This window comes from Leucobacter iarius (assembly GCF_039530105.1).
Lineage (GTDB): Bacteria > Actinomycetota > Actinomycetes > Actinomycetales > Microbacteriaceae > Leucobacter > Leucobacter iarius.
On record NZ_BAAAOB010000001.1, the window covers coordinates 324,619 to 348,541 of the forward strand.

The 23,923-nt window shown below is 70.2% G+C and carries 21 protein-coding genes; 13 read left to right on the forward strand and 8 right to left on the reverse strand.

The genetic code is table 11. The features are described 5' to 3' along the window. Positions 1-167 precede the first annotated feature (167 nt). Complete coding sequence (locus ABD169_RS01455; protein WP_344028392.1) at positions 168-1,826, forward strand: ABC-F family ATP-binding cassette domain-containing protein; 1,659 nt, start codon at positions 168-170, stop codon at positions 1,824-1,826. Here the strand turns inward: ABD169_RS01455 and ABD169_RS01460 are convergent. Next, positions 1,789-2,826 carry a hypothetical protein gene (locus tag ABD169_RS01460; RefSeq protein WP_344028395.1) on the reverse strand — a complete coding sequence of 346 codons (1,038 nt, stop codon included), beginning with the start codon at positions 2,824-2,826 and terminating at the stop codon, positions 1,789-1,791. The two genes, ABD169_RS01455 and ABD169_RS01460, sit on opposite strands and share 38 nt — an antisense overlap. Before the next feature lie 53 nt (positions 2,827-2,879). Continuing rightward, positions 2,880-3,737, reverse strand: a complete 858-nt coding sequence (locus ABD169_RS01465; protein ID WP_344028398.1) for a DUF1266 domain-containing protein — start codon at positions 3,735-3,737, stop codon at positions 2,880-2,882. Between the two features lie 190 nt (positions 3,738-3,927). Here ABD169_RS01465 and ABD169_RS01470 point away from each other — a divergent pair, with 190 nt between their 5' ends. The 5 genes from ABD169_RS01470 (at position 3,928) to ABD169_RS01490 (ending at position 9,730) form a co-directional block, all read left to right on the forward strand. Next, entirely contained in the window at positions 3,928-5,028 is a 1,101-nt protein-coding gene (locus ABD169_RS01470) for an AI-2E family transporter (RefSeq protein ID WP_344028401.1), read from the forward strand. Positions 5,029-5,173: 145 nt separating this feature from the next. Then, positions 5,174-6,487, forward strand: coding sequence for an ABC transporter substrate-binding protein (locus ABD169_RS01475; RefSeq protein ID WP_046456429.1), 1,314 nt, complete (start codon positions 5,174-5,176; stop codon positions 6,485-6,487). Positions 6,488-6,547: 60 nt separating this feature from the next. Beyond that, positions 6,548-7,900 (forward strand): carbohydrate ABC transporter permease, encoded by a 1,353-nt coding sequence (locus ABD169_RS01480; RefSeq protein ID WP_231580890.1) that lies wholly within the window; start codon positions 6,548-6,550, stop codon positions 7,898-7,900. Positions 7,901-7,902: 2 nt separating this feature from the next. Next, positions 7,903-8,829 carry a carbohydrate ABC transporter permease gene (locus ABD169_RS01485; protein WP_231580889.1) on the forward strand — a complete coding sequence of 309 codons (927 nt, stop codon included), beginning with the start codon at positions 7,903-7,905 and terminating at the stop codon, positions 8,827-8,829. A 220-nt stretch (positions 8,830-9,049) separates the two neighbouring features. Further along, positions 9,050-9,730 (forward strand): hypothetical protein, encoded by a 681-nt coding sequence (locus ABD169_RS01490; RefSeq protein WP_344028407.1) that lies wholly within the window; start codon positions 9,050-9,052, stop codon positions 9,728-9,730. 10 nt (positions 9,731-9,740) lie between these two features. Here ABD169_RS01490 and ABD169_RS01495 read toward each other — a convergent pair whose 3' ends face one another. After that, complete coding sequence (locus ABD169_RS01495; protein ID WP_344028410.1) at positions 9,741-10,076, reverse strand: hypothetical protein; 336 nt, start codon at positions 10,074-10,076, stop codon at positions 9,741-9,743. Between the two features lie 33 nt (positions 10,077-10,109). Continuing rightward, positions 10,110-11,747, reverse strand: coding sequence for an amidohydrolase (locus ABD169_RS01500; RefSeq protein ID WP_344028413.1), 1,638 nt, complete (start codon positions 11,745-11,747; stop codon positions 10,110-10,112). 153 nt (positions 11,748-11,900) lie between these two features. On the opposite strand from ABD169_RS01500, the gene ABD169_RS01505 reads away from it, so the two are divergent. The 3 genes from ABD169_RS01505 to ABD169_RS01515 all read left to right on the forward strand — a co-directional run bounded on the left by ABD169_RS01505 (position 11,901) and on the right by ABD169_RS01515 (position 16,540). After that, positions 11,901-12,491 (forward strand): hypothetical protein, encoded by a 591-nt coding sequence (locus ABD169_RS01505; RefSeq protein WP_344028416.1) that lies wholly within the window; start codon positions 11,901-11,903, stop codon positions 12,489-12,491. Positions 12,492-12,625: 134 nt separating this feature from the next. Next, entirely contained in the window at positions 12,626-15,028 is a 2,403-nt protein-coding gene (locus ABD169_RS01510; RefSeq protein WP_344028420.1) for a glycoside hydrolase domain-containing protein, read from the forward strand. Between the two features lie 702 nt (positions 15,029-15,730). Next, a complete protein-coding gene (locus ABD169_RS01515; RefSeq protein ID WP_344028423.1) occupies positions 15,731-16,540 on the forward strand; it encodes an HAD family hydrolase in 810 nt (269 codons plus the stop codon). Here the strand turns inward: ABD169_RS01515 and ABD169_RS01520 are convergent. Further along, entirely contained in the window at positions 16,530-17,837 is a 1,308-nt protein-coding gene (locus ABD169_RS01520) for a CynX/NimT family MFS transporter (RefSeq protein ID WP_344028426.1), read from the reverse strand. The genes ABD169_RS01515 and ABD169_RS01520 overlap by 11 nt on opposite strands. 143 nt (positions 17,838-17,980) lie before the next feature. Between ABD169_RS01520 and ABD169_RS01525 the strand changes: the two genes are divergently transcribed. From ABD169_RS01525 to ABD169_RS01540, 4 genes are all read left to right on the forward strand, one after another. Then, positions 17,981-18,817: an AraC family transcriptional regulator gene (locus ABD169_RS01525; RefSeq protein WP_344028430.1), complete on the forward strand. Its 837-nt coding sequence runs from the start codon at positions 17,981-17,983 to the stop codon at positions 18,815-18,817. Between the two features lie 11 nt (positions 18,818-18,828). Beyond that, entirely contained in the window at positions 18,829-19,251 is a 423-nt protein-coding gene (locus tag ABD169_RS01530; protein WP_344028434.1) for a Fur family transcriptional regulator, read from the forward strand. A 74-nt stretch (positions 19,252-19,325) separates the two neighbouring features. Continuing rightward, the gene (locus tag ABD169_RS01535; RefSeq protein ID WP_344028437.1) at positions 19,326-20,777 is read left to right on the forward strand and encodes a catalase; all 1,452 of its coding nucleotides are present in this window, start codon (positions 19,326-19,328) and stop codon (positions 20,775-20,777) included. A gap of 25 nt (positions 20,778-20,802) precedes the next feature. Next, positions 20,803-20,970: a hypothetical protein gene (locus ABD169_RS01540; protein ID WP_344028440.1), complete on the forward strand. Its 168-nt coding sequence runs from the start codon at positions 20,803-20,805 to the stop codon at positions 20,968-20,970. A 35-nt stretch (positions 20,971-21,005) separates the two neighbouring features. Here ABD169_RS01540 and ABD169_RS01545 read toward each other — a convergent pair whose 3' ends face one another. From ABD169_RS01545 to ABD169_RS01555, 3 genes are read right to left on the reverse strand one after another with little or no spacing between them, the layout of a single operon-like run. Further along, positions 21,006-21,659: a response regulator transcription factor gene (locus tag ABD169_RS01545; protein ID WP_046456424.1), complete on the reverse strand. Its 654-nt coding sequence runs from the start codon at positions 21,657-21,659 to the stop codon at positions 21,006-21,008. Then, on the reverse strand, positions 21,656-22,666 hold the full coding sequence (locus ABD169_RS01550; protein WP_344028443.1) for a sensor histidine kinase: 1,011 nt from the start codon (positions 22,664-22,666) through the stop codon (positions 21,656-21,658). The genes ABD169_RS01545 and ABD169_RS01550 overlap by 4 nt, the downstream gene beginning before the upstream one ends. Positions 22,667-22,724: 58 nt before the next feature. Beyond that, complete coding sequence (locus ABD169_RS01555; RefSeq protein ID WP_344031604.1) at positions 22,725-23,918, reverse strand: FtsW/RodA/SpoVE family cell cycle protein; 1,194 nt, start codon at positions 23,916-23,918, stop codon at positions 22,725-22,727. Positions 23,919-23,923 lie beyond the last annotated feature (5 nt).

Below are 23,923 nucleotides of genomic sequence, written 5' to 3' on the forward strand. Positions count from 1 at the left end.
TCTCGGATGCCGCCGTGCTCGGCGATCCCCGTGATCCGACGCCCCGAACGGCCGCGGTACTCCGCCGCCGCGATCCGCCCTCCCCGCTGCGCCTCCGCGCACGGTTTCCGGTCGCGGCTCCATCGAGAGCACCCACCAGCGCGAATCGCGCACTCAGGAGAAGCGTCATGTCCATCGCACCCGCGGTCACCCTCCGCGACCTCACCTTCGAGTGGCCCGACGGGGCCACCGCATTCACCGGCCTGACCGGCACCTTCCCGACCGGGCGCACCGGCCTGGTCGGCCGCAACGGCGCCGGGAAGTCCACCCTGCTCCGGCTCGTCTCGGGCGAGCTCCGTCCGAGCCGCGGCGAAGTCGCGGCCTCCGGCACGGTCGGATACTTGCACCAATCGGTCACCCTGCGCACCGGCGCGTCCATCGCCGACCTCCTCGGGATCGCGCCCGTGCTCGATGCGATCCGCGCGGTCGAGCACGGGGACGTCGATGTACGGCACTTCGACACGATCGGCGACGACTGGGACCTCGAATCCCGCGCCCGCGAAGCGCTCGACCGCCTCGGTTTCGAGGGAGTCCCCCTCGACCGCCGCGTCGAAGCGCTGTCGGGCGGCGAGACGATGCTGATCGCCATCGAGGGCATGCGGGTGCGGCGCACCGCCATCACCCTGCTCGACGAACCGACGAACAACCTGGATCGGGAGATGCGCGCCCGCGTCCGCGACCTCCTCGCCGGCTGGCCGGGATCCCTCGTCGTCGTGAGCCACGACGTCGATCTGCTCGAGACCCTGGACGCCAACGCCGAACTGTCCCCCACCGGCCTCGAGTTCTTCGGCGGCCCCTACAGCGCCTGGCTCGCGCATCGCGACCGCGAGCAGGCGGCGGCGATCGCGACCGCCCGGTCGGCCCAACAGGCGTTGAAGGTCGAGAAACGCCAGCGCGTCGAGGCCGAGACCAAGCTCGCGCGGCGAGAACGCACGGGCAAGCGGACCCAGCGGGACGGCGGGATCCCGAAGATCCTGGCCGGCAATCGGGCGAGCAAAGCGCAGAACGCGGCGGGATCGATGCGCGCGACCCTCGACGTGAAGGTCGCCGCCGCCCAGGAAGCCGTCGACCGGGCGGACGCACGGGTCCGGGTCGAGGAGCGCATCAGCCTCGTACTCCCCGATCCGGATGTGCGCTCGAATCGTCGCATCGCGGAGTTCGAGGACGGGGACCGCACGATCCTGGTCCAGGGACCGGAGCGAGTCGCGCTCGTCGGACCGAACGGCGTCGGCAAGTCGACCCTGCTGGCCCGGTTGCTCGGGCACGATGGAGCGGGCGCCGGAGCGACACCGGCCTCCTCCCGGATCCGGACCCGATTGCACACCGACCGGATCGGGTTCCTCGACCAGCGCCAGAGCGGCCTGGACGAGGCCGCCAGCGCACTCGCGAACGTGCGAGAAGCCGCGCCCGAGGTTCCCGACGGCACCGCGCGTAACCTGCTCGCGCGTCTGCTGATCCGAGGCGCCGCCGCCGACCGGCCGGTGGCCACGTTGTCGGGCGGGGAGCGCTTCCGCGTCGCGCTCGCGCGCCTGCTGTTCCAGGACCCGCCCGCCCAGTTGCTGATCCTCGACGAGCCGACGAACAACCTCGACACGGCGAGCATCGATCACCTGGCGCAGTCGCTCGACGCCTACCGGGGCGCACTGATCGTCGTGAGCCACGACGACGCGTTCCTCGGCCGGCTCGGGATCGATCTCACCCTCGAACTGGGCCGGGACGGCGGGATGAGGACGGTCGCCGGGTTCGCACCTACAGCCCCGGCAGCACGAGCACCGAGAGCGCGGTAGCCACGGCGCTGAGCAGCAGCACCGCGGCGGTCGCGACGACGGCCGCCGCGGGCACGCCCGTGCCGCTCGTCGTGCGGCGCCCCGCGAGCGCGATCGGTCCCGCACCCCCGACCGCATCGTACGAACGCGCCGAGCGCTCGTCGCGGTAGCCGCCCGCCTGGCGAGCGAAGCGATCCCCCAGCAGCGCGAGCGCCGCCTGCACCCGCTCCATCGTCTCCGCCCTCCAGAGCGGCAGCCCGAAGCGGAAGTAGAGCAGCAGGTGATCGTCGACGAGCTCGACCTCGCAGTCGTTCGCGACGTCGATCAGCGCGGCCATCACGTCGGGCGTGAAGATCTCGAGGGCATCGCGCTCGTAGCCCGCGGGGCAGAACAGGGTGAAGTGCCGATCGAAGTCGCCCTCGAGGCTCAGCACGACCCGGTTGCCGAGCCCCAGACCGGCGAGGGCGAGCACGCGGGACCGCCGGTTCTTGAGCACGATGTGCGGCACCGCGCGCGGGAGATCAAGCTGCGCGAACGCGAACGGGCGGCGGAAGCCCGACCCGCCGCCCGGTTTGGTGACGGGCTGGTTGCGGGCGAGCACGATCCCGTCGCCGAGCACCGCCGCCCGCTCCACGTTGACCATGTTCTTCGGGAACCCGAGTCCGGCGCGCGCGACCCGCCAGTCGAGCGTTCCGGAGGCGGCCCGGTCGACGAAGCCGAGACCGTTCGCCCGCGCGAACCTGCGCAGTCGGACGTCGCGCAGTCGCCAGCGCAGCCACCAGGCGAAACCGCCGAGGATCAGCAGGGTCCACGACAGCGGCACGAGCAGCAGTGCGGACCGGGCGAGCGGCGGGATCCCGACCGGGTCGATCGCCCGGGCGATCAGGATCGCGACGCAGACGACGAGCGCCACTCCGAGCAGGGATCCGGTCGCGAGCACGGCGACCCCGCGGTGCCACGGAACGCCGGCACCGCGCCGGTACTCCCGCAGCTCCGGGAGCGTGGGCGACGGCGCGAGCACGTCCGCCGGGCCGAGAAGCGGCGGACGGCGGACGCGACTCGGATCGTGTCGGCTCAGATCCGCCACGGGAGCAGGCCCCACGGGCCGCGCCGCTTGCCGTCGAGCGCGTGCTGCATCGCGGCGACGGCATCCCCGCCACGACTCGCCTGCTTCTCATCCATGGTGCCGTCGCTCCAGTGCATGACTCGGCCGAGGGCGTAGCTGCGGCCGAAGGCCGCCCACGAGTCGAACTCGGTACGGGCGAGACCGTTGACGTACTCGACGAGCTTCATCGAGTCCGCTCGCGAGATGAGCCCCATGCCGACGCCCCAGACCGGCACCGCGGCCGCCTGCCCGAGCGCGTAACCGTCGAGGCTCACGACCGGCTCGTTCGCGGGGAACATCTTCTTGCCGAGCTCCTTCTCGTAGTAGGTGACCGCGCGCACGAAGTCCCGTTCCTCGCCCTTGCCGGTGCCGCCGGCCTCCTTGATGGCCGCGATCCACTGGCGCTCGCTGGGGCGGCGTCCGCCGTTCGCCTGAGCGGCGCGCGCCCGCAGCGCGAGCAGCTGCTGCCACAGCTCGCGTCGGCGGCGCTGGGTGGTGAGCCGCTCCACGTTCTCGACGACGTCCTGCGTCGAATTCAGCCCCCACATCCGCCCGAGCTCCTGCTTCTGCTTGGCGGTGAGCGTGCTCGCCGTGGGATCGTTCCACAGTTCGCCGGAGTTCAGGATCTGCTGGAAGCCGAGGGCGAGGAGGTTCGCCTCGCGGGTGTCGACCGGGAAGTCCTTGTGGTGCGCGAGCGGCGCGAACTTGCCGTACGCCCAGAGCAGAACGAAGAGCAGGGCGACGACGAGCACGCCGATGATGATCCAGCGGATCACGGCGTTGGCCGGGTCCCAGAACCAGTCGAAGAACTGCGTGACGATTTCCATCGGAGGGGATCCTTTCGCGAGCGGCCGGGCGGACCCGGTCCGTCCTCGGCACATTACCGGAACAGTGTACGTGTAATTGCCGGATCGCCGTCCCCACCATCCGCTCGACTTGACTCGGCGCGTTCCGCAGTGCTCGACTGAGTGCACACCGGTCGAGGAAGAGGTCAACGTGCGGATCAAGCGAAGCGCCGTGGAAACCGAAGGCGCGTCGACGCGCGCCCCGAGCACGCCGAGGGCGCGGATCGAACCGTTCACCTTCGGACTCGTCGGCACCCTCGGCGTGCTCGTCGCGCTCCTCATCGGCTCCATCGTCGGCCAGCTCGCCACCGTGCTCATCTACATCGGCGTCGCACTGTTCCTCTCGCTCGGACTCGACCCGATCGTCTCGTACATCGAGCGCAAGCTCCCCCGCCCGGCCGCGGTCACCATCGTGGTCGTCGTGGTGCTCGCCGCCTTCGCCGGGATCGTGCTCGCCGTCATCCCGGTGCTCGTGGAGCAGGTCGCAGGCCTCATCGACGACGCCCCGCGCCTCATCAAGGAGTTCACCGCGAGCACCTGGTACCACGATGTGACCAGCCAATACAGCGGCACCATCGACAACGCCCTCCAGAGCGTCGTGACGTTCCTGAAGGATCCGGGCAACCTCAGCCAGATCGGCGGCGGGATCCTCGCGGTCGGTGCGGGGATCGCGGGCGGCGCGACGGGCGTGACGATCGTGCTGATCCTCACCCTCTACTTCATGGCGTCGCTGCGAGCGATGAAGCACGCCGCGGCCCGCTTCGTCCCCGCCTACCGCCGCCCCGGATTCTCGGAGATCCTCGAGGACGTGTCCGGCGCCGTCGGTCGCTACGTCATCGGGCAGGCCAGCCTCGCGCTCATCAACGGCGTCCTGAGCCTCATCTTCCTCAGCATCATCGGGGCCCCCATGCCCGTGCTCCTCGCGCTCATCGCGTTCATGGGATCGCTGATCCCGCTCGTCGGCACGCTCAGCGCCGCGATCATCAACTCGGTGATCTGCCTGTTCGCATCGCCCCTGACCGCGCTCGTCGCGATCATCTACTACCTCATCTACATGCAGATCGAGGCGTACGTGCTCAGCCCCCGCATCATGAGCAAGGCGGTCGCCGTGCCCGGCGCGATGGTCGTCATCGCGGCCGTCGGCGGCGGCGCGCTCGGCGGGATCCTCGGCGCACTGGTCGCCATCCCCGTCGCCGCGAGCCTCATCATCATCATCCAGAAGGTCGTGTTCCCGGCGCAGGACGCGAAGACCGAGGCGCCGCAGGACGCGTAGCCGGACCCTATCCGACCGGTCGGCCTCATCTGCGCGAGGTAACGACCCGGTCACGATCCGTGCCGCCATCCGAGTCCCGACGTAGCGTGAAGGCAGCCCTTCCAGGGGCAGGGCCGCCCCCGGAACGGGGGAAAGGACTCCCATCATGCAGTCTCGGAAGCAACGGATCCCCACCGCTCTGATCGCGCTCGCGGGCGCGGCAGCGCTCGCCCTCACCGCCTGCTCCGGCGGCGGGAACGGGGGTGGCGGCAGCGGGGGCGGCGCCGAACTCTCGGGGGTCACGCTGAACGTCGCCGCCGACTGGTCGGGTGCCGAGCAGAAGAACTTCGAGCAGGTGCTCGCGAAGTTCGAGCAGCAGACCGGCGCGAAGGTCAACTACACGAGCTACGGCACCGATGTCGCCACGGTGCTCGGCCAGAAGGTGGACGGAGGGGATCCGCCGGACGTCGCAGTGATCCCCCAGCCGGGCCTCATGCAGCAGCTCGCGAAGAAGCAGGCTCTCATCGAGGTCGATCAGGCGACGAAGGCCGAGGTCGAGAAGAACTACTCGAAGGACTGGGTCGATCTCGGCAAGGTCGACGGCAAGCTCTACGGCGTCTGGTTCAAGGGCTCCAACAAGTCGACCGTCTGGTACAACACCGACGTCTACGATGCCGCCGGAGCTTCCGTGCCGAAGGACTGGGACGGATTCCTGAAGCAGCTCGGGACCGTCTCCGACTCGGGCGTGTACGGACTCTCCATCGGCGCCGACGCGGGCTGGCCGCTCACGGACTGGTTCGAGAACGTGTACCTGCGCACCGCGGGCCCCGAGAAGTACGACCAGCTGAGCACGCACGAGATCCCGTGGACCGACCCGTCGGTGAAGACGGCGCTCGAGACTCTCGGCAAGCTCTGGGGCGACAAGACCCTGGTCCAGCCGGGAACCGCTCAGCGCACCTTCGGCGACTCGGTGACCGCGGTGTTCGGCGATCCGCCGAAGGCCGGCACGGTCTACGAGGGCGACTTCGTCGCCGGCAACATCGCGTCGAGCACCAAGTCGGTCGTCGGCAAGAACGCGAAGTTCTACGATTTCCCCGCCATCAACGGCTCCGGCCCTTCGGTGGTCGGCGGCGGCAACGCCGCCGTGCAGCTGAAGGACAACAAGGGGGCCGCGGCGCTCATGCAGTACCTGGCGTCGCCCGAGGCCGCGACCGTCTGGGTGGAGCTCGGTGGATTCACCTCGCCGAACTCGAAGGTCGACACCGCGAAGTACCCGGACGAGACGTCGAAGCAGATCGCCGAGGCGCTCACGGGAGCCAAGACGTTCCGGTTCGACATGTCCGACCTCGCGCCCAGCGCCTTCGGCGGCACTAAGGGCGCCGGCGAGTGGCAGATCCTCATCGACTTCTTCCAGAACCCGAGCGACGTCGCGGGAACCCAGCAGAAGCTCGAAGCCGCCGCCGCGGCCGCCTGGAAGTAATCGCCGAACGGCTTCGGGTCCGCGCTCCGGCGCGGGCCCGATGCAGCGGAGGGAGGATCCGTGGCCACCACGCAGACCGAGGTCATGCGCCGAGTCGAGACGGGCGGACGGGGATCGCGGCACCGCCGCACGTTCTCGCGCCGCCAACTCGTCACGGCCGGGCTGTTCCTCGCGCCGGCCCTGATCCTGCTCGGCGCGCTCGTCGCCTACCCCGTCATCTACTCGGGCTGGCGGTCGCTCTACGACGCGGCCGGAACCGACTTTCTGGGGCTCGGCAACTACGTCACCATGTTCACGGATCCCGAGACCTTCACGGCGATCCGGAACAACCTCATCTGGGTACTCGTCGTCCCGATCAGCTGCACGATCCTCGGACTCATCTTCGCCGTGCTGCTCGACAAGATCCGCTGGGGCACCGCGTTCAAGCTCATCCTGTTCATGCCGATGGCCATCTCGATGGTCGCCGCGGGCGTGATCTTCCGCACGACGTTCCAGGAGAACCCGCAGCTCGGCGCCGTCAACGCGGGGCTCGTCGCGATCAGCGACGCGGCGGGGACGTCCGCCGGATATCCGGGCGCGCGGCCCCGTCCCGATCTCGGCATCGAGAACCGTGCGGGCGGCCTCGAACTCGTCTCGGCGCCCGGCCGGGCGGCGGAGTTCCCGCTCGTCGGGGTGAAGCCGGACTCGTTGCCGGCGGGCGCGAAACCCGCCGTCGCCGCGGAGCCGAAGGCGGGCGCCGTGACCGGCACCGTCTGGCTCGATTTCGTGAAGGGCGGAGGCGGCACCGTCGGAGCGCTCGGCGACGGCAAGCGCGGCCTCCCCGGCGTCGAGGTGCAGGCGCTCGGTGCGGACGGCTCGGTCATCGGCACCGCGACCACCGCCGATGACGGCACCTTCGCCATCGAGGGGGTCGGCGGCGGGGAGACGACCGTGCGCCTGCCCGCATCGAACTTCACGGCCGGCTTCCAAGGGGTCCCCTGGCTCGGGCCCGGACTCGTCACCGCCGTGATCATCCTGAGCTACATCTGGATCTGGGCCGGCTTCGCCATGGTGATGATCGCGTCGGGCCTCTCGGCCCTGGACCGCTCCCTGCAGGAGGCCGCAAGGATCGACGGCGCGAGCGAGTGGAAGGTGTTCACCCGTGTCACCGTGCCCATGCTCGCCCCCGTGCTCGTGGTCGTGTTCGTCACCCTGATCATCAACGTCCTCAAGATCTTCGACCTCGTCTACGTCATTCCGCCGCCGTCCTCGCTGCCCGATGCGACCGTGATCGCGGTGCAGATGTGGACGGTGTCGTTCGGCGGCGGCAACGACCAGGGCCTCGGCAGCGCGCTCTCGATCCTGCTGCTCGTGCTCGTCATCCCGTCGATGATCATCAACGTCCGCAGGTTCCGCGAGGATCGGAGTCGATAGCCGTGGCCACCACCGTCCCCACCGCCCCCGGGACCGATCCCATCGCGTCGGCTCGCCGGGCTCCGAAACCGCGCCCGGCGGGATCGCGCCGCTCCGGGACGAGCGCGCTCCTGGGCCGGAGCGTCGTCAACCTCGTGCTCGGCATCGTCGCCGTGTTCTGGCTGGTGCCCAGCTTCGGACTCTTCCTCTCGTCGCTGCGCAGCAGCACCGACAACAGCGCGAGCGGCTGGTGGACGGTGTTCGCCGCGCCCGCCCAGCTCACGGTCGACAACTACGCGGGGCTGCTCGGCAACGCGCAGTTCATGGGTTCGTTCTGGAACACCATCGCGATCACGGTCCCCTCGACCGTGCTCGTGGTCGTGATCGGGGCACTCGCCGGCTACGCGTTCGCGTGGATGCGCTTCCCCGGACGCGACGCCCTGCTCATCGTGGTGATCGTGCTGCTGGCCGTGCCCGTGCAGGTCGCACTGATCCCGGTGTCGAAGCTGTTCGGCGCACTCGGGATCTTCGGCTCCGTGCTCGGCGTCATCCTCTTCCACACGGCGTTCGGCCTGCCGTTCGCGATCTTCCTCCTGCGCAACTTCTTCACGCAGATCCCCGCGGAGCTCATGGAGGCCGCCCGCATCGACGGCGCGAGCGAGTGGCGGATCTTCGTCCGCGTGATCCTCCCACTCGGCATGCCGGCGATCGCGTCGCTCGGTATCTTCCAGTTCCTGTGGGTGTGGAACGACATGCTCGTCGCCCTGATCTTCACCAACCCGAGCTCGCAGCCGGTGACGGTCGCGATCCAGAGCCAGCTGCGGCAGTTCGGGGCGAACATCGACGTGCTCTCGTCGGGTGCGTTCCTGTCGATGCTGATCCCGCTCGTCGTGTTCTTCGCCTTCCAGCGCTACTTCGTGTCGGCGCTGCTGGCCGGGTCGACGAAGTAGCGACCCGGCCTCCACCGCCGCGTCCCGCTCGTGGACAACTCTGTGGAGTGCACTGGGGACACCCGTGGAGAGACGCGAATCCGGTTTTCACGAAACCCGTTCTGACCAGGTGTAATTTCAAAGAGGAAATTACACCGGTGTAGTTTCGAACCGCCCTCCACCTGTGGATAACTCGGTGGAAGCAGTGCCGCGATCGTCGCCCGCGGGTAACGTATGCCGCATGACCGATCCCGACCCGCGCATCGCCTCGATCCCCGACGGCTGGGCCGGTCGTGCGCCGTCGCGCAAGGCGCTCCGCATCATGCCGGCCGAGCTCTTCAACCGCTCGTACCGCCCGGCACCCGACGCGTACCTGCACGTCGCGCCGCTGCGCCGGCCACCGCTCCCGCTGCTCATCGCGTGCGGCGTCATCGCCGCGGTGTGCGGCCTGATCGTGTGGGGCACGCTCGCGCAGGCCGGCACGACGCCGAGCATGCAGGGGCCGATGCCGTTCATCATCGCGGCGGGCTTCGGCCTGCTCGGCCTGTTCTTCCTCCTCGCGTTCGTGAACGCGATCACGGCGTCGTTCACTCGAGGCAGTTGGGCGAACCGCCAGTGCGTCGCCTTCGGTACGAGCGGCATCGCGATCCGGCTGCAGGGCTTCGACTTCGACGTGCCCTGGCGCGAGGTCACCGCGGTGCGCGCGACGAAGCGCCGGAGCGCGGGCAAGGCCCCCGCCCTGGTTCCCGTCCTGCGGATCGAACGCGGGGCCGAGCACTGGGATCTGCAGCCGGCCGTGATCGACGCCGACCCGGTGCTGCTCTACTCCGCGCTGCACTACTTCTGGATGCACCCCGAGCAGCGCGTGGCGCTCGGCACCGTCGCGACGCCGCAGCAGCTCGGCGGCGGGCCGCAGGGCTGACCGGAGCCGGCTAGGCCGCCGGTTCCCGCGGCGGCGGATCCATCTCGCCCGACGCGATCGTCTGGTCGAGCGCGGCGCTCGCCATCCCGGCGGCGTGCCACAGCCCGATCCGGTCGAGCGCGATGATCGACCGCTCGCAGATCTCGCGATCGAGATCCGCCATCGCGTTCCCCGCACGATCGCGCTCGGCGCGCTCCTCCGGATCGGAGGCCGTGCGGAGCCGCTCGACGATCACCGCGAGCCGCTCCCGCTCCGCGGTGAGCTCCAGGATCGGGCGGATCTGCGCGGCGATCTCGGCGTCGCTCGGCTCGGCTCCGGGCGTCGCCCCCTGCGGTGACTCGTCCATGTTCGCTCCCCCGTCGTCCGTTCGTGCGCGCCGCTACTCGAGCTCTCCGTCGACCGCGGTCGCGAGCGTCCGCGCCCCGGCCAGCGCTTCCGGTTCCGCCGTGCGCGGATCCACGTCGAGCACCGCGAAGTCGGCGCGGAGGCCCGGTGCGAGCGCCCCGATCTCGTGCTCGCTGCGCAGCTGCCAGGCCGCGTTCGCGGTGTGCGCCCGCAGCGCGTCGAGGCGCCTGACCCCGGTGCCGCCGTCCAGCCTGCGCCCCGTGCGCGAGGTGCGGGTCTCGGCGACCGCCATGTTGCGCAGCGGCTCGCACGGTGTCACGGTGCCGTCGTTGTGGAACGTCGCCCGGTGCCCGGCCGCGAAGGCCGCGCCCGCGTCCGCCCACGCCGCTCCGTGCTCGCCGAACAGGTCGTCGACCAGCACGTCGCCCCAGTAGGTGATGTGGTCGACGAACAGGCTGACGGTCACACCGAGCGCCGCCGCACGCACGAACTGCGCCGGGGTCATCAGGCCGCAGTGCTCGATCCGGAACCGGTGGTCCCGCAGTCCGAAGCGCCGGATCAGCTCCTCGTAGGCATCGAGCGTGCTGTCGATGGCGACGTCGCCGTGCGCGTGGCAGGCGAACTGCCAGCCATCGCCCGCGTACTGCGATCCGATCTCGATGAGCTGCTCCGTCGAGTAGTTCGCGTGCCCGATGTGGCCGGGCGCGAAGCCGAGCGCCCGGGTCGCCGCCGTGTCGAGGTAGGGGAACGAGGTCGCGATGTTGCCCACCCAGGGTGAGCCGTCCGACCAGATCTTGATCCCCACCTGCCGGTAGCGGGCGTCGCCGTTGTCGAGCGCGGCGGTGGCGGTCGCGCCGGGCTTCGACATCTCGTAGCCGCGCAGGCGGATCGGCAGCCGCCCGGCCGCGGACATGCCGATCGCGAGGCGCGCGAGGTCCTCGGTCCAGGTGAGATCGGCGATGGTCGTGATGCCGCGCCGGCGCAGGTCGCCGAGGTACGCGCTCATGCGCCGGGGCATGTCGGCTTCGGCGGCGGCCAGCGCGGGGCCCGCGATCCGGGCGACCGCGGCGGCCTCGTAGGCCACGCCGCTGAGCTCGCCGGACGCGTCGTGCCCGTAGGAGGCGCCCGCGGGGTCCGGGGTGTCGCGGTCGACGCCCGCCTCGCGCGCGGCGGCGGAGTTGAAGTAGACGGAGTGCAGCGAGTTGTGCACGATCACGAGCGGGATCTCGCCCGCGAGCGCATCGAGATCCCGGATCGTGGGCGGCACGAGGCCGCGCTGCAGCAGCGGATCCCACCCGTTCGCGACGACGCGCGCCGGCCGGGGCTCGGCGGCGAGCGCCGAGCGGATCGCGGCCCACACCTCGTCGGCGGTCCCGATGGTGACGGGTCGGATGTCGATGGCGTCGTCGCCGAGCAGGGTCGCGGCCTCGGAGGGGTGGCCGTGCGGCTCGATGAGGCCCGGGATCGCCCAGCCCTCGCCGAGGTCGATGCTGCGGGCCCCGGCCGGTTCGGGCACCTCGTCGCGGGACCCGATGGCGACGATGATCCCGTCTCGGACGAGCATCGCCTCGGGTGCGGCGGCCGGGTCGGCGGGCGAGCCCTCGCTTCCGACGCAGTCGAGGTCGGTGCGCACGAAGCGGCCGGTGTAGCGGAGCAGCTGGGAGTCGGTCACGGGGTGCCCTTTCGACGCGGGTTCGGGTCGCCGGGCGTTCATTCGCCCACTCCTACTTGTATCGGCTTTCCGGGCGCCCCGCGAGGATTCATCGCCGCTGAGTATCCTGGCCGGAGCCGCGGCGGCCCGACACCGGCGGCGGAGGGGGATCCCATGACGCTTCCGGAGCTCCCCGAGGCGACCGAGGTCGACGACCCGACCAGGCTCTCGACCCGGACCTCCGCGCACTGGGGCCTCGTCGTCCTCCTCGGCGCGGCCGCCGTGGCGATCTTCGTCGGCCTGGCGTTCTGGGTCGCATCGCTGCTGCCCGAAACCCAGGAGCCGGGCACGGAGTGCTTCCTGCACAATGCGCAGGCATGCCGGATCACTTCGGAGGCCGGGATCCTGAGCGCGGTCGAGGATCAGGCGCGCATCTCGTTCCCCGAGGGGACGCAGCTGGTCCAGTCGGAATCGTCGGGGAGCGGATGGGGGCCCGAGGTCGACCGCAGCGCGCTGGTGCGGGTCCCGGCAGATGCGAAGATCCTCTTCGATCCTCACTACACGGAGCTTTCCCCAGAGCAGCTCGCCCGGGAAGCGGCAAGCCTCCCGGCTGAGTGGGAAGTCTCCGGGTTCGTTTCGGCGCATCGGCTGCCGAGACCCCAGCCCCAGGCGACCGGGGTCGTCGAGCGGCTCCCCTCGGTCGTCGTGCTGGAAGGCCCTGTGGACGGCGCCGACCATACCGCGGTCGTCCTCGTCAGTGAATAGTCGCGGCCCGTCTCCGCGTCATTTCTGATACCCGGGACCAAGGTTTCAGATCTGGTCTGGACGACACCTCGAGATTCGAACATTCTTTCGAAGCGGAGCAATACGGCTCCGCACTACCGAAAGATGGTCCACACATGTCCGACCCCTGGGTCACCAGCACTCAGAACTGGCTCAACGCCAACTACACTCACGTCTCCGAGTGGGAACCCGTCGCCGTCACCGGCAAGACTGGTTGGCCGACGATGTACGCGCTGACCCGCGCGCTCCAGCACGAACTCGGTCTCACCTCGCTCTCCGACAGCTTCGGACCCGGAACTTTGGCCGCACTCACCGCGCTCGGAAACGTCAGCCAGTCGACCACGAACAAGAACATCGTTCGCATTCTGCAGGGCGCTCTCTACTGCAAGGGGTACGACGGTGGCGGCGGTCAGCTCTCCGGGGACTACACAACCGCCGCGACGGGAGTATCCGAGATCCTCGGCGACATGGGACTCACCGCGTCCGGAAGCTCGGTATCCCCCAAGGTCTTCAAGGCGCTCCTCACTATGGATGCGTACGTCCTCCTCTCTGGCGGATCGATTCAGGTCCGCGACATTCAACGGGACCTGAATCGGCGCTACCTGCATCGTCAGGATTTCTTCGTAATCCCCGCCGACGGGAACTACTCCCGAGACGTCCAGCGCGGGCTGATGCTCGCCCTGCAGTACGAGATCGGCATGGCGGACGGAGTCGCCAACGGCAATTTCGGCCCGGGCACCCAGGCCGGGGTCTCCGCCCAGGCGAACTTCGGGCCGGGCAACAGCGATGCGTCGACCGGGAAGTACTTCATCCACCTGTACCAGGCCGCCCTGCTGTTCAACAACTTCCCGACTCCCTACGACGGCGTATTCACCGCTGCGCTCCAAGCGAGCACGACGGCCTTCCAGGAGTTCTGCCTCCTCGCGCAGTCCGGGCGCAGCGACTTCCGCACCTGGGCGTCGCTTCTCGTTTCCACAGGCGACGCGACTCGCCCCGGAAAGGCCGCTGACACCATCCGGCAGATCACGAGCGACCGCGCCAGTACCCTGGTCGCAAACGGCTACGAAACAGTCGGCCGCTATCTGACGAACCGTCCGATCCCCGGTTCTCTCGACAAGAACATCAAGCCCGGCGAACTCACCGATATCTTCGCGGCCGGGTTGACCGTGTTCCCCATCTTCCAGGAAGGCGGAGCCGACCTCGATTTCTTCGACTACTCCCAGGGCTACGTAGCAGGCCAGCGGGCGCATGACTCGGCTCACAGCTACGGCTTCAAACCCGCCACGGTCATCTACTTCGCGGTGGACTTCGACGCCATGGAGGACGAAGTCCGCTCGAGCGTGGTGCCCTACTTCCAGGGCGTGCGCGACGGGCTCGCATCGAAATTCAGCCGGTACCGCGTCGGCATCTACGGTTCCCGGAACACCTGCTCGATCGTGTCGAACGCCGGACTCGCGGAACTCAGCTTCGTCAGCGGCATGTCGACCGGTTTCAGTGGAAACCTCGGGTACCCCCTCCCCTCGAACTGGGCCTTCGACCAGGTACTCGAATACGAGATCGGGGCCGGCACCGGGTGGGTGAACATCGATAAGGACATCAAATCGGGGCGAGACCTCGGACAGGGTTCAGTCCTCGCCAACCCGACAGCACCGAACCAGAGTGAAGCGGAGAAGGCCATCTCCTACATGTATCGCGTTCAGGCGCTCGCCCGCGCCTACCGCGATACGCATCCGTCCGCTCCCGGGGCCGCTGACCTCACTGCACGGTATCTCCGCAAGAAGCACTACAGCGGCCTGGATTGGGCTCTCCTCGGAGGACCCTACGAGCCGGACTTTACCGCGCTCGTGGAGACATCCATCCCGCCGGCCGAAGTGCCTCTCGCATTCAAGAACCTCCCGTCGACCCCCGTTGCCGGTGTCGATTGGCCTCACATGTTGGCAACGAATTCCGCCTACGTCTACCGGGGTCCGTCCTCATCGCAGATTGGGCCGCAGTTCAGCGATATCGGTGGCTGGGCAGGAGATCAAGCCACCATGGCAGTGGACTGGTACATCAACGGGAAGGGGATTCCCGGGTCCACTCCGTACTCATATTGCATGCAGATCATGAATGGCGCAGTTTCCGGTTCCTTCGGTCCATCTGACGTCACCGGCGACGTGTTCGGCTGGCTGGCAGCCCATTCACTCAGTACTGGCCGCGCCTCGAATCTAGCCCAAGCAATCACCCTCGCAGTAGACCATTCGACCTATCCCGGAGAGAACAGCTTTGATAGTTTCATTCGCCTCCGATGGGGCTCAATAGCCAATGGTTTCTTCATCTGCAAACAGGTCTTCGATCAGCCCGGAGATACGGGCGACCGCATCGCCTTCAACGGCTCCCGCACCTATCTCCTCCAGAACTATTCGGAGCGGGAACCTCTCTACCTCTCACAGTTCACGTCCGACCAGCTGCACGGAATTGCGAAGGCTGTGGTGAACACCTTCGCTGGCCTCTCGACCCACTACTCGCCTCTCCCGTGACGAATCGGTGCTCGGGCCGTGCAGGCCCGAGCACCCTCTTCACGCGCCTACCCGTCCCAGCGACGGACCAAGTACACGAGGCGCTGGCCGGAGTCTCCGCGACCGACGAAGGCCTCCGCACCGCTGTCCGCGTGCACCAGGTGGGCTTGCAACTGGATGATCCCCCGCTGTCGCAAGTCCGGAAGACGCCCGTCGAGAGGCCGCTGGTCATACCGGGCAAGCAGATCAGAAGTGTCGGCAGGTGCAACCCGGAGAACTGCGAACTCCGAGCCTGATTTGAGATTTCGAGTGGATCCGGAGTCAACGAGCTCGAGCCCCGGACCGAGCTCCAGCGAAAACACCCGCTCTATCTCTCCTGGCGACAGGGAAATGCAATTGTCAAGTGCGAAGAAGAGACACTCGCCCCGATCCGTCGGTGGGAACACGACGAGTTTCACAACGGGTGGGAGCAGAGCGCCCAGCAGCAGAATCGCAGCCACGATACAGACGCCCCAGAGGATCCGGCTCCGGCGAGCCCGAATCGGTCGAGGACCGGCTGCATCATGTTCTGCGGCGCGGAGCAACTCCCGGACATCGTCGCTGCTGTGCATATGCCACCCCATTCGAGGCGTTCATCTTCGCACACGGGTCCGTGAACGGCCGCAGAGCGCCCTCCGGCGCACCGCCAGCCGAAACCAGAGGGGGGGTGAGATAGCCTCCCGAATGACGGGCCGCGCCGCGGCCACCGCGAACGAGTACGAGGAGCGAGCACCCACGATGACCGGGACCCCGCAGCCGACCGCCGCCACCACCGCCTCCTCCGGCACGACGACGGGGACCGCGAACGGCGGCTTCGACGGGGTGCTGTTCGACTGCGACGGCGTGCTCGTCGATTCCGAGCTGATCACGAACGGCGTGCTGCGCGAGATGCTGCACGAGCTCGGCTGGGCGATCTCGGCGGAGGACTGCGTCCGACTGTTCATCGGTCGCGCGCTGAAGGACGAGTGGGAGGTGGTCCTCGACCGCACCGGCTTCCGCATCACCGACGAGTGGATCGCGCGGTTCCGCGAGCGCCGCGACGAGCGTCTGCGCGCGGAGCTGACCGCGATCCCGGGGGCACGGGAGGCCGTCGTGGCGGCGTCCGAGCGCTTCGCGGGCCGGATCGCGGTCGCGACGGGCGCCGACCTGCCGAAGGCGCGGATGCAGCTCGAGCTGACGGGCCTCGCCCCGCTGTTCGGCGACCGGGTGCTGAGCGGCATGGATCAGCCCCGCAGCAAGCCCGCACCCGACGTCTACCTCGCGGCGGCCGCGGCGGTCGGTATCGACGCGGACCGCGCGATCGTGGTCGAGGACACCGTCTCGGGCACCACCGCGGGCGTGGCGGCGGGTGCCACCGTGCTCGGCTTCTCGCCCGAGGGCCCCACCCGCACGGCGCCCGAGGCGCTGCGCGCGGCGGGCGCCGCCGCGGTGTTCACGCGCATGGACGAGCTGCCCGGCCTGATCGACTCGATCTCGCGCCGCGTCACGAGCTGACGCGCCGCCCCGGAACCCTGGCCCGGATGTGCCCGGGCCGGCTGGCGACGACTCCGGCGACGAGCTGGAGCACGAGCAGCAGGCCGAGCGCGGCGAGCGGCAGCGTCCACTCCCCGCTGAGGGCGTGCACCGCGCCGAAGCCGATGGGCGCGAGCCCGGCGATCAGGTAGCCGAAGCCCTGCGCCATCGTCGAGAGGTGCCCCGTGTGGTGCGCGTCGGGCGAGCGCAGCACGATGGTGGCGAGCGACAGGCTGATCGACGCGCCCTGCCCGAGGCCGAGCAGCGTCATCCACAGGTAGGGCGCCGCGGCCGGGGCGACCGCGAGCCCGACGTAGGCGACGGCCATCAGCGCGACCGCGACCGCGACCGGCAGCCAGACGGGCCGGATCCGCTTCGCGAGCGCGGGCACCACGAACGAGGCGAGGATCCCGGGGAACGCCGAGAACGCGAACAGCCAGCCGGCGGTGCCGGCAGCGATGCCCGCGTCCTGCAGGATCGTCGGCACCCAGGTGAGGCTCGTGTAGTAGGCGGCGCTCTGCAGACCCATGAGCGCGGTGACGGCGATGGCGATGGGGTCGCCGAGGATCGCGCGGAACGGCGGCTCGCCGGTCTCGGAGGGCGCGTCGGCGACCCCGGCGCCGGCCCGCGCGCGGCCGGGCGAGCGGCGCATCTGCGGGATCCAGATCGCGGCGGCGAGGATCGCGGGCGCCGCCCAGACGGCGAGTGCCGCACGCCAGTCGCCGCCCACCAGCGGCAGCAGCGGAACGGTCAGGCCCGATGCGGCGGCCGCGCCGACGAACAGGGCGGTCGAGTAGAGCCCCATCATGAGCCCGGACCGGTGCGAGAAGTCCTGCTTGATGGCGGGCGGCATGAGCACGTTGCCGACGGCGATCGCTGCGCCGACGAGCACGGTCCCGACGAACAGCCCGACGAGGCTCGGGTGCAGGCGCAGCAGGATCCCGGCGGCGAGCACGATCATGGTGACGCCGAGCAGCCGGTGCATGCCGAGGCGGCGCGTGAGCCCGGGCGTGAGGAACGCGAAGGCGCCGAAGGCGAAGACCGGGATCGTGGTGAGGAGGCCCGCCGCGGTGGTCGAGAGCCCCAGCGCGTCGCGGATCTCGCCGAGCACCGGTCCGATCGAGGCGACGCCGATGCGCAGGTTGAGGCCGATGAGGATCAGGCCGGCGGCGAGCAGCAGCATGCCGCCCCGGCTCCGGGAGCGTTCGACCGGACGCTCGTCGGGCCGCGCGGCCTCGACCGGGAGGTCGTCGGTGATCGGGATTTCCGAGGTGCGCACGGGCGGCTCCTTCACGAAGGGGCCGAGACGCACGAGCGGCAGGGGCTGCGGCGGCTCGGCATCGGGACGCGGTCGGGGATTCCGACCAGTGCCTCCATTCCACCGCCGCCGGCGGAGGCGATCCACCGGTACAGTGACCGGTGATGCCTGAAACCCGCCACGACTCGCTCGCGCCCGAGCAGATCCTGCTCCTGGACCACGCCGAGCGCACCCCCGTGCACCTGCACGCCATGGGGCACCTCGTATACCCGGCGACCGGAGTGCTCTCGCTCGTCACCGACGACGGATCGTGGATCGCCCCGTCGAACCGAGTGGTCTGGATCCCGGCGGGGTTCCGGCACCGGCACCGGGCGCACGGGGCGACCGACATGCGGGTCGTGTTCCTGCCCGCCGAGCTCGCGGGGCTGCTTCCCGCGCGACCGGCGGTGCTCGCGATGAGCGCCCTGGCGCGCGAGGCCGCGCTGACGCTGACCGGGGATCCGTCGCGCTCGCCCGAGTCGCGGGATCGGCTGCGCCGCGTGATCATCGAGGACGTGTGCGCGACGCCCGAGCAGCCCCTGCACCTGCCGGAGCCGCACGACGACCGGCTCCGCGCCCTGACCCGCCTGGTCGAGCAGGACCTGTCGAGCCCCGAGACCCTCGAGCAGCTGGGCCGCAGGGTCGGCGCGAGCGGTCGCACGCTCAGCCGCCTGTTCCGGCAGGAGGTCGGCATGAGCTTCCGGCAGTGGCGGATCCAGCTGCGCGTGCACCGCGCGCTCCTGCTGCTCACCGACGGGGTCTCGGTGGTCGACACGGCCACGGCGTGCGGCTGGGCGAACCCGAGCGCGTTCATCGACGCCTTCACCGAGCTCGTCGGGCAGACGCCCGGGCGGTACCGGCGCTCGCTCGCCCTGGAGGATCGCGGCCCGCTGCGGGAGAATCGGAGCGGGGCCACGCCGGACACGGCATCTATTTTTGAATCACTAAAAACTAAGTGGTAGGGTTGGGGAACATGGAGACGACGCTCGAATCGGCATTGCGCAGTGCCGGATTGCGTGCGACCGCTGGCCGGGTCGCCGTGCTCGACGCGCTCGCCTCCATGCCCCACTCGGACGCCGACCAGGTGTTCCGGGTGGTCGCGAGAACCGTGCCGACCACCTCGATCCAGTCGGTGCACAACATCCTCGCGGACCTGACGGAGGCGGGCCTCGCCCGCCGGATCGAGCCGGCAGGATCCGCGGCGCTGTATGAACGGCGCGTCGGCGACAACCACCACCACATCGTCTGCACCGAATGCGGTGCGGTCGGTGATGTGGACTGCGTCGTCGGTCACGCGCCGTGCCTCGACCCGTCGTCCACGTCGGGTTTCACCGTTCAGACCGCCGAGGTCACGTTCTGGGGCCTGTGCCCCGCGTGCCGAGCCTCGGCCGCATAGACGACTCGCGTTCGTCCGCCCGCCCCACGGCTGGGCGGTGATTCGTCGTGCCCGGAAATCCCCCAAGGAGAGCCATGTCCAGCCCCCAGACCCCGCAGACCACCACCCAGACCGGAACGCCGGTCGCGAGCGACGCCCACTCGCTCAGCGCCGGTCCCGACGGCGCGATCGCGCTGCACGACCGCTACCTGGTCGAGAAGCTGGCCCAGTTCAACCGCGAGCGGATCCCCGAGCGGATCGTGCATGCCAAGGGCGGCGGCGCCTTCGGCGAGTTCGTCGTCACCGGCGACGTCTCGGCCTACACCCGGGCCGCGGTGTTCCAGCCCGGCGCGCGCACCGAGACGGTGCAGCGCTTCTCCTCGGTCGCCGGAGAGCAGGGCTCGCCCGACACCTGGCGCGACGTTCGCGGCTTCTCGGTGAAGTTCTACACGAGCGAGGGCAATTACGACATCGTCGGCAACAACACCCCCGTGTTCTTCATCCGCGACGGCATCAAGTTCCCCGACTTCATCCACTCGCAGAAGCGCCTGCCGGGTTCCGGCCTGCGCGACGCCGACATGCAGTGGGACTTCTGGACTCTCTCGCCCGAGTCGGCCCACCAGGTCACCTACCTCATGGGCGACCGCGGCCTGCCCCGCTCGTGGCGCCACATGCCGGGCTTCGGTTCGCACACCTACCAGTGGATCAACGCGGAGGGCGAGCGCTTCTGGGTGAAGTACCACTTCGACGCGCTGCAGGGCAACGAGGAGATGAGCGGCGAGGAGGCCGAGGCGATCGCCGGTGCCGACGCCGACTACTACCGCCGCGACCTGTACGAGGCGATCGAGCGCGGCGACTTCCCCGCCTGGAAGGTCTCGGTCCAGGTCATGCCCTACGAGGAGGCGAAGACCTACCGCTTCAACCCCTTCGACCTGACCAAGGTGTGGCCGCACGCGGACTACCCGAAGATCGAGGTGGGCGTCCACACGCTGAACCGCAACCCCGAGAACTTCTTCGCGCAGATCGAGCAGGCCGCCTTCTCACCGGCGAACACCGTCCCCGGCATCGACATCTCGCCCGACAAGATGCTGATGGCCCGCGTGTTCTCGTACCCCGACGCGCAGCGCTACCGCGTGGGCACGAACTACACCCAGATCCCGGTCAACGCCCCCGTGGCACCGGTCGCGAACTACTCGCAGGACGGCGCGCAGCGGCACGGCTTCAACTCGCCGAGCACGCCGGTCTACGCCCCCAACTCGCTCGGCGGCCCCGTCGCCGATCCCGCCGCCGCGGGTGCGGGCTCCTGGGAGTCCGACGGCGAGCTGGTGCGCGCCGCGGCGACCCTGCACGCCGAGGACGACGACTTCGGCCAGGCCGGCACCCTCTACCGCGACGTGTTCGACGCGGCCGCGAAGGAGCGCTTCCTCGCGACCATCACGGGCGCCGTCGGATCCGTGCGGAGCGCAGAGATCCGCGAACGCGCGATCGCCTACTGGAGCAGCGTCGACGCCGAGCTGGGTGCCGCGCTCCGCGCGAACCTGGCCTGAGCCCGCACGAGCATTGGAGAACCCCATGAACCCGTCCGTCCGTTCCTCCGAGAGCAGCACCACCGGCCGCAGCGCGAAGCGCGCGGATCGCATCGATGAGGCCGCCGCGAAGCGCGCCGAGCGCTACTCGCGCCTCGTGATGCAGCCGAACGAGATGCTGGTACGCCGCCGCGGCTGCGGCTGCTGCGACTGACCCGCACCTCGCGGGTACCGGCCTCGGCCGCTCGCTCAGTCGAGCGCGCCGAGCCGGTACCCGCGACCGCGCACCGTGCGGATCAGATCGCGGTCGATCTTGCGGCGCAGGTAGTGCACGTAGGTCTCGACCGTCGTCGCGCGCTCGCCCTGCGCGAAGACCCGCTCGAGCAGCTGCTCCCGGGTGAAGGTGCGCTCCGGCTCGGCGACGAGCACGGCGAGCAGTGCCGTCTCGGTCTCGGTCAGCGCGATCCGACCCGAGTAGGGCGACTCGATGCTGCGGTCCTCGGGCGAGAAGAACCACCCGCCGATCTCGACCCCGAGCGGCTGGTCGTAGCTGCGGGTCATCGCCCGGAGCCGGGCGTTCAGCTCCTCGAACTCGAACGGCTTCACGAGGTAGTCGTCGGCGCCCGCGTCGAGCCCCTCCACCCGGTCGTGCAGCTGCCCGAGGGCGGTGAGCAGCAGGATCGGGGTCGCGATCCGCTGCCGGCGCAGTTCGCGCACGAAGTCCTCGCCGCTGATCCCCGGCAGGCCGCGGTCGACCACCATCGCGTCGAAGGCCGTCGTGCGCACCGCGTCCCGCGCGGCCTCCGCCGATTCGACGAGCTCGACCCGCCAGTCGACGCCGAGCACGTCGCGCATGATGGGACCGAGTCTCGGGTCGTCCTCGACCAGCAGCAGGCGCATCATCTCGAGGCCCCGTCCGCGGCGAGCGGCAGGCTCAGTTCGAACCGCGTCCCGTCCGGCCCGGTCGACGCGACCCGAGCTTCGCCGCCGGAGGCCTCGCAGAGCTCGCGCACGAGCGCGAGGCCGATCCCCCGGCCCGTGCGGCCGCGGCCGCGCGGGGTACGCGGGGGCGTGCCGTGGGCGAAACGGTCGAACACCCGCTCGGGGGCGACGCCCCGGATCCCGGGCCCCTCGTCGGACACCGTCACGACCGCGGAACCGCCGCGCCGCTCGGCCTCGATCCGCACCGTGCCGCCCGCGGGCGAGTGATCGAGCGCATTGTCGACGAGCGCGACGAGGCAGCGCCGCAGGGCGCTCTCGGGCATCGCGACCGCGAGGGGCGGGGCCGCCACCGCGATCGCGACGCCGAACTCCTCGGCGACGGTCGCGAGGTCGCGGGCCACCTCGCCGGCCACGCCGTCGAGCGCTGCCCGGCCGCGGGCCGCCGCCGCGCCCGTCGCGGCGTCGAGCATGTCGTCCATCACCACGGCCAGGTTGCGCACGTCCTGCCGCAGCTCCGCGACGATCGCGCCCCGCGGATCCCCGTCGGGGGTCATCGCGGCCAGCTGCTGCGCCCGGGCGCCCAGCACCGCGAGCGGGGTGCGCAGCTCGTGGCTGGCGTCGGCGACGAAGCGGCGCTGCAGCTGGAACGCCTCGTCGAGCGGCTGCACGGCCCTGCGGGCGATCATGCGGGCCGCGAATCCCGCGCTCAGCACGGCTCCCGTCGCGAGCAGCACGACGGCGAGCACCAGCTCGCCGGGATCGAGGCGCACCTCGATCTCCCCCGGCTGCGGCGGCTGATTCGCCTCCCACGGGGTCGTCTGCCAGAACACGAACGCGAGGATCACGCCGCCGCCGATCACGACGAGCCCGGCGCACACCGCCATGACCTGCCAGCCGATCTGCGAGGCCGACCGCCGGTAGGCCCGCTCGTCGGGCAGCTCCCCCGGCTCGATCCGGGTTGCGGGCATCTCGCTCCCCCTCCGTCTGCGCACGGCCCGAAGCCGGGCCCGGGTCCACTCTCGCACGTCAGGGCCCGGGATCCGCCGCGAGCCCCTGCTCGCGCACGCACGACAGCACCACTCCGACCGCCATCAGCGTCGAGACGAGCGAGGTACCGCCCGCCGACACGAGCGGCAGCGGCACCCCGAGCACGGGCACGAACCCCAGCACCACCGAGACGTTCACGAGCATCTGGGCGGTGATCCAGGTCATGCACCCGCCGATCACCGAGACGGCGAACGGGTCGCGGCAGCGCGCCATGAGCGCGAGCAGCACGGCGGCGAGCGCGGCGAACAGCAGCACGACCGAGACGGCGCCCACGAAACCGAGCTCCTCACCCACGATCGCGAAGATGAAGTCGGTGTCGGCCTCGGGCAGCCACGACCACTTGGCGGTGGATCCGCCGATGCCGGTGCCGAACAGGCCGCCGCCCGCGAGCGCCCAGAAGCCGTTGAGCGACTGCCAGCACATGCCCTGCGCGTGCGCCGCGTCCGTGACGCAGTCGACCTCGAGGAAGTGCGTGATGCGGAACACGCGGTTGGGCTTGATGACGGTCATGACGCCGATGCCGAGCACGGCGACGCCCGCGATCCCGGCGAGGATCCGCAGGCGCACCTGCGAGAAGTAGAGGCAGCCGAACACGAGCGCCGCGATGATCATGAGCGTGCCGAGGTCGCCCCCGATCACGTTGATGAGCATCGACAGCGCGACCACGGGCAGGATCGGGATCACGACGTGCACCCAGCGCGACAGCAGCTTGCGCTTGGCGGCGAGCACGGTCGAGATCCAGACGAGCAGCACGATCTTCATGAACTCGGCGGGCTGGATCGAGACGGGGCCGAGCTGCAGCCAGTTGCGGTTGCCCCCGGCCTCGTAGCCGAGCGGGGTGTAGACGAGCGCCTGCAGGGCGAAGCCGCCGAGCAGCGCGACCCAGGCGTACCTGCGCAGCAGCGCGGTGGGCGCCTGGCTCAGCACGAGCATCGCGCCGAGGCCGAGGATCGCGTACGCGCTCTGCCGCATCAGCCCCTCGAGCGGGAACTGGCCGGCCGCGATGGCCGTGACCTCGCCGGCCGACTGCACCATGACCACGCCGACGGCGACGAGCAGCAGCACGATGACGAGCAGCGCGACGGTGAGGCGGCGCAGCGGTCCGGGCGCCTCGGGGATCAGCCGGAACCGGGCCGGGGCGGCTTCGGGAAGGCCGATGGTGCTGCGCTGCATCGTGG